The sequence below is a fragment of the Citrobacter sp. Cb041 genome (assembly GCF_030336655.1).
Taxonomy (GTDB): domain Bacteria; phylum Pseudomonadota; class Gammaproteobacteria; order Enterobacterales; family Enterobacteriaceae; genus Citrobacter; species Citrobacter braakii.
In genome coordinates, this window is record NZ_JAOWDD010000011.1 from 1 (window position 1) to 296 (window position 296).

Consider the following 296-nt stretch of genomic DNA (forward strand, 5'->3'; position numbering starts at 1 on the left):
GGCTTGTAGCTCAGGTGGTTAGAGCGCACCCCTGATAAGGGTGAGGTCGGTGGTTCAAGTCCACTCAGGCCTACCAAATTCGCCTCCGTGCTGTGTTACGGCGATGCTCGCATACTTCAGTATGCTTCGCACCACCGCGCCTTGCCCGGAAACGAATTAGGGTACAGAGATTAGCATTTACGATGGGGTTATAGCTCAGCTGGGAGAGCGCCTGCCTTGCACGCAGGAGGTCTGCGGTTCGATCCCGCATAGCTCCACCATTCCTTACTGCAAAAAAACAAGAAAACTTCAGAGTG

1 tRNA gene is annotated in these 296 nt (G+C 54.1%); it reads left to right on the forward strand.

From position 1 onward, the window contains the following. Window positions 1-184 precede the first annotated feature (184 nt). Window positions 185-260, forward strand: a tRNA-Ala gene (locus OGV52_RS00745). The last annotated feature ends 36 nt before the right edge of the window (window positions 261-296 follow it).